Annotated in this window: 7 protein-coding genes; all 7 read left to right on the plus strand. The window is 54.2% G+C overall.

Going from position 1 to position 8,673, the window contains the following annotated elements; translation table 11 throughout:
* Positions 1 to 482: 482 nt before the first annotated feature.
* Positions 483 to 1,706, plus strand: a complete 1,224-nt coding sequence (locus JRI89_15325; protein ID MBW2072609.1) for a NupC/NupG family nucleoside CNT transporter — start codon at positions 483 to 485, stop codon at positions 1,704 to 1,706.
* A gap of 89 nt (positions 1,707 to 1,795) precedes the next feature.
* Positions 1,796 to 3,127, plus strand: coding sequence for an amidohydrolase (locus tag JRI89_15330; protein ID MBW2072610.1), 1,332 nt, complete (start codon positions 1,796 to 1,798; stop codon positions 3,125 to 3,127).
* A 48-nt stretch (positions 3,128 to 3,175) separates the two neighbouring features.
* Positions 3,176 to 4,507 carry an amidohydrolase gene (locus JRI89_15335; GenBank protein MBW2072611.1) on the plus strand — a complete coding sequence of 444 codons (1,332 nt, stop codon included), beginning with the start codon at positions 3,176 to 3,178 and terminating at the stop codon, positions 4,505 to 4,507.
* 417 nt (positions 4,508 to 4,924) lie between these two features.
* A complete protein-coding gene (locus JRI89_15340; GenBank protein MBW2072612.1) occupies positions 4,925 to 6,187 on the plus strand; it encodes a hypothetical protein in 1,263 nt (420 codons plus the stop codon).
* A gap of 12 nt (positions 6,188 to 6,199) precedes the next feature.
* A complete protein-coding gene (locus JRI89_15345) occupies positions 6,200 to 7,144 on the plus strand; it encodes a hypothetical protein (protein MBW2072613.1) in 945 nt (314 codons plus the stop codon).
* Position 7,145: 1 nt separating this feature from the next.
* Positions 7,146 to 7,859: a hypothetical protein gene (locus JRI89_15350; protein ID MBW2072614.1), complete on the plus strand. Its 714-nt coding sequence runs from the start codon at positions 7,146 to 7,148 to the stop codon at positions 7,857 to 7,859.
* Between the two features lie 34 nt (positions 7,860 to 7,893).
* A partial coding sequence (locus JRI89_15355) for a hypothetical protein (protein ID MBW2072615.1) occupies positions 7,894 to 8,673 on the plus strand: 780 nt, incomplete at its 3' end.

Here is an 8,673-nt window from a genome sequence, read left to right on the forward strand (position 1 = left end):
CAAGAATTGGGGCCACCTGTGCGAGTTATGCAGTTGAATGCCATGGCACCCAGGAGCACTCCTTCAGCGAGGAAGATTTTTGGGGCAGATATCGAGCCAATTTTGGCGCAGAACTGGATGGCGGTGCTGGTAACAGGCTTCGGACAACAGAGGCTAGTAGTGAGTTGTAAAAAGGACACAGGGCATCATCCAGTTTGCAAGTCACCTATTCTTTGAGGTCTGATGGCAGCCCGCATGTGGCACTGCGTGAGGGAATAGTGGGAGGCAATGAGGGCCTTGTCCAGCCGTAGAAGCGGAAGCGGCTCTGCCTCCCACCACTCACTAAAGAAGAGCCCTGATCGCCTCCCTTGAAGCGAGTGGAGAGTACTCTGGGTGTTAGCAAAAGAAGTGTAGGATGTGCTGCGTTTCCAGGGTGCATTGGTAAAGCGAACGGCTAGTCAGTACCCGCTGGCGCAAGCAGGTCCTTCCTGGAGGTCCTCACAGTGGAGCGCTTTATTTCTCTTCTCGGTATTCCAGCGCTGCTCCTCATCGCATTTCTCTTCTGTACAGACCGCAAGAAAATTCCTTACAAGACCATAGGCGGCGGCATCGGCCTGCAATTTCTTCTGGCCCTTCTTGTTCTACGCACCAATGTGGGCCGTGAAATATTCCGTCTGGTAGGGCATGGGGCGGAGCGCCTCATAGGCTTTACCCTGGCGGGTTCAAAGTTTGTTTTTGGCGATCTCACAGCCGTTGACAAAGTGGGCTTTGTTGTTGCTGTACAGGTGCTGCCGGTAATTGTCTTCTTTTCCTCCCTGTCAGCAATCCTCTACCATTTCGGCATCTTGCAGTGGCTGGTGCGGCAGATGGCCCGGGTCTTCACCAGGACCCTTGGAATATCAGGTGCCGAGGCCCTGAGTGCTGCTGCCAATGTGTTTGTGGGCATGGTGGAGGCGCCGTTGTTGATACGCCCATACATCGAGGAAATGACCGAGTCCGAGCTTTTCTGCGTGATGAGCGTTGGCATGGCAACCATTGCCGGCAGCGTCATGGCAGCTTACATCGGCATTCTGCAGCCACACTTCCCCAATGTGGCAGGGCATATACTGGCTGCCAGCCTTATGAGTGCCCCGGCCGGCATTGTGGTCGCCAAGATCATGGTGCCTGAAAGCGGCACTCCCCGGACCGCAGGCAGGGTAAATATAATTGTTGAGAAGCGGGACGTAAACTTTATTGATGCAGCCGCGCGGGGCGCCACAGACGGCATGCACCTGGCCATTGCAGTGGCCGCCATGCTCATTGCCTTTATTGCCCTGGTTGCCATGGTGAACGGCGTGTTTTCCCTTATGCACACAAGTTTTGAAGCCATCCTGGGTTGGCTTTTTGCTCCCATTGCCTTTGTGATGGGAGTTCCCTGGAAGGAGGCGCTGCAAGTGGGCTCGCTCCTGGGGCAAAAAACCGTGTTGAATGAATTCGTGGCCTATCTCAATCTTGCCAATGGCCTGGCCAGTGGGAAGCTTGCCCTGTCGCCGCGCTCCATCACCATTGCCACCTACGCCCTCTGCGGCTTTGCCAATTTCGGCTCCCTGGGCATCATGATTGCCGGCATAAGCGGCATGGCTCCCAGCCGCAGACACGATCTGGCCAGACTGGGGATTCGCTCCATAATTTCTGGGTCCCTGGCGGCTTTTCTTACCGCCACCATTGCCGGAGTGCTCATCCGCTAGGACTCATATGACCAGCTGAGCTGAGCACAGGCGTGCCGGCCGGGGGGAACTGGTTGACGTTGCCTTTCCATCTGTGATGGAGCAAGAGGATGAAATCGCCCGTGAAAGATGCCATTTCTGCTGATCTCCTGGTTCATAACGCCCTGGTTCTGACCATGAATGAAAAAGATGAGATCATCGAGCCCGGGGCTGTTGCCATCTGTGGAGAGGATATCGTCTGGGTCGGCCCTGATGAGGCCTGCCCCGGAGGAGTCGAAGCAGAACAGAGGATAGATATGCAGGGGGGGCTCATCATGCCGGGTCTGATCAATGGTCACACCCATGCGGCAATGACCTGTTTTCGTGGGCTGGCTGATGATCTGCCCCTGTCGGTGTGGCTCAATGAACACATCTTTCCAGCAGAAAAGAATCTCAGTGAACACCTGGTGTATTACGGCAGCCTGCTGGCCTGTGCTGAAATGATTCTGGGAGGCACCACAACGTTCTGCGACATGTACCTGTTTGAGGAGCAGGTGGCAAGGGCTGCTCGCGACGCCGGCATACGGGCTCTGGTAGGAGAGGTTCTCTATGACTTTCCTTCACCCAATTACGGTCCCCCAGAAAAGGGTCTGGCTTACACCAGGGATCTAATTGCCAGATGGCAGCAGGAGCCGCTCATCTCCGTGGCTGTAGAGCCTCATGGGGTGTATACCTGTTCGCCTGATCTGCTGCGGAGCTGCCTGGAGATTGCAGCGGAGTGTCAGGTGCCAATGATTATCCATCTCTCCGAGTCGGCAGACGAGGTCAGGCAGGTAAAGGAGCGTTACGGAGTCTCGCCAGTGCAGCACCTGGCGAATCTCGGACTTCTGGGCCCCCACCTGATCGCGGACCACTGTGTTGTGCTCTCGGAAGAGGAGATTGAACTGCTGGCCCAGGAAGATGTGCGGGTAGTACACAACCCCCAGAGCAACATGAAGCTGGCCTCGGGGGTGGCGCCGGTGCCGGAGTTGTTGCGGCACGGCGTCACAGTGGGACTGGGCACCGACGGCTGTGCCAGCAACAATAACCTGGACATGCTGGAAGAGATGGATACAGCTGCCAAACTGCACAAGGTGAAGAGGCGGGATCCTGGAGTGATGCCGGCAAGAACAGTGGTCCATCTTGCTACGCGAGACGGGGCCAGGGTGCTGGGGATGGCAGATTCAGTGGGAACCCTGGAGCCTGGCAAGAAAGCTGATATGATTGGCGTGGACCTGAACAGACCCCACCTTACTCCGCTCTACGATCCCTATTCCCATCTGGTTTATGCTGTGGCAGCTGCTGATGTGAATCTCACCATAATAAATGGCAGGGTGGTAATGCGCCATCGCCAAGTGCTGACCTTTGAGGTGGAGCAGATCATGGCAGAGGTTCGCCGCCTTGCCAGGCAGATCAAACCGTGAAACAGTGCAAAGAGTATTTGCTGTCCCAGGTGGAGATGCATGAACAGAATGGCTAGAGAAGAGAGGTCGGCAGACCTGATGATCAGCGGCGGCATGGTCCTCACCATGAACAACAAGCATGAGATCATCGAAAAGGGAGCCGTGGCCATCAAGGGCAACAGGATTCTGGCAGTGGGAAGGGCGGCGGAGCTCCAGGAGACTGTGGCTGCGGGGGCCCTGCTGGAGGCGGCCAACTGCCTGATAATGCCTGGTCTGATCAACCTGCACACCCACGCCCCCATGGTACTTTTTCGAGGTCTGGCGGACGACCTTCCCCTGCAGACCTGGCTGCAGGAGCACATCTTTCCGGCTGAAGCGGCATACATCAACGAGGAGTCGGTCTACTGGGGCACCCTCCTTGCCATAGTGGAGATGATCAGAGGCGGCACCACCACTTTTTGCGACGGCTACTTTTGCGTGGACGGCGCTGCCAGGGCTCTCCTTGCCGGCGGCATTCGCGGCGTGCTCTCTCAGGGAGTCATAGACCTGCCGGCGCCGGGTGTACCTGACCCGAGCAGAAATCTTCAGGTGGCAGAGAGTTTTCTGCGCCGCTGGCAGGGAGTAAGTAGCAGATTGGCCCCGGGCTTATTCTGCCACTCAACTTCCACCTGCGCCACGGAGACCTTGAGAGATGCCAAGAGTTTGTGCAGAGAGGCTGGCCTGCTTCTGCAGATTCACCTGGCGGAGACCAGGACTGAGGTGGAGGAAACGGAGAAGCGGCATGGCTTCAGGCCGGTATACCTCCTGCACAAACTGGGTATTCTGGACAGCAGCACCCTTTGCCATCATTCGGTCTGGCTGACAGAGGAGGAAGTGGACGTATTGGCCAGTTCGGGGGTGGGAGTCTCTCACAATCCGGAAAGCAATATGAAGCTGGCCTCAGGGGTTGCTCCGCTGCCCCGCCTGCTGGCAGCTGGAGTCAAAGTTGGCCTGGGCACGGACGGCAGCGCCAGCAACAATGATCTTGACATGTTTGGTGAAATGGACAACGCGGCCAAGCTCCACAAGGTATGGCACGGCGACCCTGCTCTGTGTCCTGCCATGGAAGTGGTGCAGATGGCGACCTGCAAAGGAGCTGCCGCCCTGGGGATGGCTGTTGAGATCGGCAGTCTGGAAGAGGGAAAACTGGCGGACATCATTACCATAGACCTGGAGCAGCCGCACCTGACTCCTCTGTATGAACCCTGCTCGCATCTGGTGTACAGCGCCAGGGGCAGTGATGTGCGCGATGTGATCGTGGACGGCACAGTCCTCATGCGCGAGCGGCAGCTGCTGTCCCTCGACGAGGAAGAGGCCATGGCCAGGGTGCGGCAGATTGCTGCAAGGATCAAGACACCTTAAGAGACAGAGGTCACAAGCGGTGGCAGCGAGACTATTCGACGTGAGAGTAGCCTGAATATTTCCTATGCTCACGTTGCTAGTAGAGTATGGGAGGGTGTGGGTAATCAAATACATTTCACATGAGCTTTCTCGGGAGTGCTATAATAGAAAAGTAAAAATGAGAGGCTGTGATCAGCAGAAAGCGGCGGTCAGCAAGCTTGGTACATTGAAAGTATTCTACTTAGTCTGGAATCAGGAAATTATTTTCTACAGTTCAACGAGAACGTTAGTTTTTTGACTTTGCACTTTTGGTCAGCAAGAATCTGCAGATATTCCTTTCGCGCCTGCTATTTTCCCCAAAGATAAAGTTTCCCTCTCCTATTCTTCTTTGATTTTCCGCTTTCTGCCTGCTGGAACCTTCTACCTGGAGGAAAGGTCATGATCCAAGAGGTTGTCCATCCAATAGGCAGAGTAAGGTATTCAGGGAATCAGGCTGTGGCCTGCGGGGCTCTTGAAGCCGGCGTAAGAGTGGCAACCGGCTATCCAGGAGCTCCAATTTCAGATCTACAAGGTAGTTTCGAAGAGATTGCCGGAAACATTCCCAGGACAAATCCTTTCACCATTCGAGTAGGAAGTGCCCTGGATAAGAGCCGCTATCAGCTTGCTGCTCATTGGGGTACTACTACCAACGAAGACAATGCCATGGCCTTCGCACTGGGGTCGGTGATGTGCAGGGGTGATTTTAAGAGGAGCGAGTTTCTTTCGAAAGAAGAGTGGCGCTTGGTCTATGGTGATACAGTATATGGTAAGGATCACGTTGGGAGGATCCCTGTGGGGTCACGCGTGATGTGTTCATTCAAACACCTGGGAGGCAATACTGCTGCAGACGTAATTCGTGTGGCCGTGAATATTGTTCCTTACAGTGGAGGACTGGGCATAGCTTCAGGTGACGATCGCCAGGGGACGGCTTCTCAAACTATGCAGGATAACAAGGTCCTGTTCGCTTTTCATTTCCGCATTCCAACATTGGAGCTCCACTCGCCCAGGGCCTCGGCCACAACTGTGAAGAATTGCTACAAGCTGTTCGAGGAACTCGGGACTCCCTTTGCCGTAGTCATGAACTATGACCTGGCTTACCGTGAAATTTCTGGAGACCTGGTGATGCGGATAGACATGGCGGCCAACAGCAGGCGGAAAGGTTTCACCAGAGATCCCAAACATCTCGTGACCATCGGCCCCCATATCCGTCCCCGCGAGCATAAGTTTCATCGCAAACTGTTGCCCTTGTATGCCGATAAGATCAGCGAAAACTTTGAGCTTCTGGGAGGCAGGCTGAGCCGATATGGCTCGAATCCAAGAACCATGCTGGTACTCAATGGACCGTTCCGGGAAGATTTCCAGTTGATAAAGCAGGATTCGTTATTGCAGGAAAGGCTCCAAGATAAGTTTGGAGAAGTCCTTGCTGTGGAGACGGATGTAGTATTCCCCCAGCCCAGGGCTCTGATTAAGGAGCTCATTGCCGAACACTCCATAGAGAGGATTATCGTTTATGAGGAAGGATATGGGCGGGTGATCTACCTGCAGCTGCTCGACATGGTGCAGGAACTGGCTCCTGCTTCGAGAGTTTTCGATTGCAGCATACCTTACGAGCCGAGAATATATGAGCGGTTTTCTTATGTGGACCACATTCTGACAGAGTGAAGGAGGTGTGCCATGTCCACAGCAGGAGGAAGACTAGCAAAAGATGGCAAGAAGGAAGAGGTGACCTACATGCGCCCAGTGTCGAACTGTGCCGGCTGCGGTGATACCAAAGTCTCTTGGTCGCTATTTGAGGGGATGAAACGCTTCAACCGCGATCACGGTCTCAAGGGCAGAGAGAGGTACAAATTGGTATATGCAGCAGACAGGGGATGCGGCAACCTGCAAGGTTACCATGCTTATGGCATAGTGGATACCATACTTTGTATGGGATCAGGTGTCATCGTGGGTGAAGGAATAAAAGAGTCCTGCTCAGAAAAAGAAATTGTAGTCACCGCTTCAGGGGACGGCGGTTACAATTTCAATATGAACGGGTTCAAGTTTGCTGCGCAGAACAAAAAGAACGGTTCGATAACCATTATATATAACAATTTCAACATCAGGATGACGGGTGGTCAAAAGCCTCTGGAAACAGATTTCGGCGGGGAGGGAGCAGCACTGGGGTTCGAGGTAATTCATATCAATCCTTTCAGGGTGGAGGACAATGCTCAACTTTTCAAAGAACTCATGGGGCGCTATCTCAAGAAAGAGAAGGTAATGGTGGTGGCAGACGGAGTCTGTGTACTGGATATGAACAGGGAGGGTAGATCCCTGGGTTTAAAGTTGGGCCATTTTACCAGAAATGACGACTGCCTTGAGATAGGGTTCGAAAGGGAAAAAGAACGGTATGCCCGGGAGGAGCCTCAAAAGTTGAAGGATCTTCCTAGATTCAAATGTCGGCTATGCGGGATCGGACTTAGATGTCAGGCACTGCTAGACAATAATGCCAGTCTTTGCCAGGGCTGCGGTGCCTGTAGACAGTTTCCCTGTCCGGCTGACGCCCTCGGCTTCGAGGGTCCCAGTTTGGCCGATTCAACCAACGTTGCTGAACTTATTGTTATGAGTGGCAAAGGGGGATAGTGTGAATAAGGAGAGACGACTCACCATATCAAACCCGGCCATAGGAGGCTCCGGATACCTCACTCTGGCCAAGATGGAGGCAGATGCCGCAATAGTGGAGGGGCACCATGTTGCCATCCACCAGTGCCGCGGTTTGGCTCAGGCCGGCGGACCTCTGTGCATGGACGTGGTGATCCGTGAAGCTGAGGTCGTTGGCGCTGCATCTCACTACATTGACTATGTGAACGGTTTTGAGCTCTGTGAGGCATGGCGGGCGGTCTCTACCGTGCATGACTTCGCCACGACCTTTCCTCGAGGCCTCACAGTGGTAGTAGATTTTCTTGTGGTGGAACCGATTCTTGTCACTGCCCAACGTAAAGGGCCCAGGTATCCTACCAGGGAAGAATGCATCAAGAACTTCGAGAAGCGTATACGCCAGGAATCTGACATCAGGGTGCTGGTGTACGACTTTGCCAAGTATGGATTTCCAACCATTCTGAAGGGCCCTTTTTCCTTCGGTGTTTTAGTGGCTGATTTGCATCTGAGAGGCAACGACGCATTCATTCAGCTGTCCAGAGACGCTGCGGTGGAGGGTATACTCATGAATGTGCCTGGAGTGAAAGGAAAACTTGACGATGAAAAACGTCGGAATTTCAACCGATACGTCTTTGAGAGGGGATACGAAGCACGGATTCACTGTGGTTGGGACGAGCATGTTGGCATAGCCTATCTCTAATCAATTTCATCAAGAAAGGTCCGGGTGTGGGAATATGCTTTGCGATGGCAGAATAACCATCGGTTTTTCCTCGCATCGGGTGGAGGTCTTGCCCTTTGCCGAAAAGGAGATGAGCCTGCATGAGCTCATCATCCTGGAGGAGCCCGAGTCGGAGGGCTTCGAGGCAATGCTGGCCGGCCGCCTTTCCCTCGATGACTACCTGCTGCAGCTCGATTCGGCTTTTCCGGAGTTCGAGAGCCGCTTGTGCCATATTCTAAGAAAACTGCACCGCAGGGGCTGCCGCATTATTCAGGTGGAGCCTTATCTGGATACACTCCTTCACATCCACGAACTCTTTGCAGAGGGAAAGACAAAAGAGGATGTTCTGCAACAGGCCGAACTGAGGGAAGTGTATCTGGCGGAAAGAGAAGCAACAGCTGCACTGATTTCCTACTACACCTCGAGTTTGCGCGCTTCCTTTGCCCAGGTGGTGGCAGGGGTGAAGAAGTTCGCCCAGGCCGATGCCCGGCGGTTGGAGCTGCGGCAACGACTGCGGGCCAGGAGTATTGCCAGCGAGCTTTCAATAAGGCACTCCACCTATGTTGAGGCCGGCTATATCCACTACCCCCTTTATCGCTACCTCAGGTCCGAACTGGGCCAGCGGACCAAGGTGAAAGTGGTGTTTCTCCTGACACCGGTCATCAAGAAACTGCAAGGCAAACGGCGCAATCTCGGACCCGGAGACCTGCTCACCTTGCACTACGTTTTCGGAAAAGGGCTGACTCAGGCGCAGGAAAGCCTCCTCGCTGCCCGCAGTCTCATTTACATAAAACTC

This window comes from Deltaproteobacteria bacterium (genome assembly GCA_019309045.1).
Taxonomy (GTDB): domain Bacteria; phylum Desulfobacterota; class Syntrophobacteria; order BM002; family BM002; genus JAFDGZ01.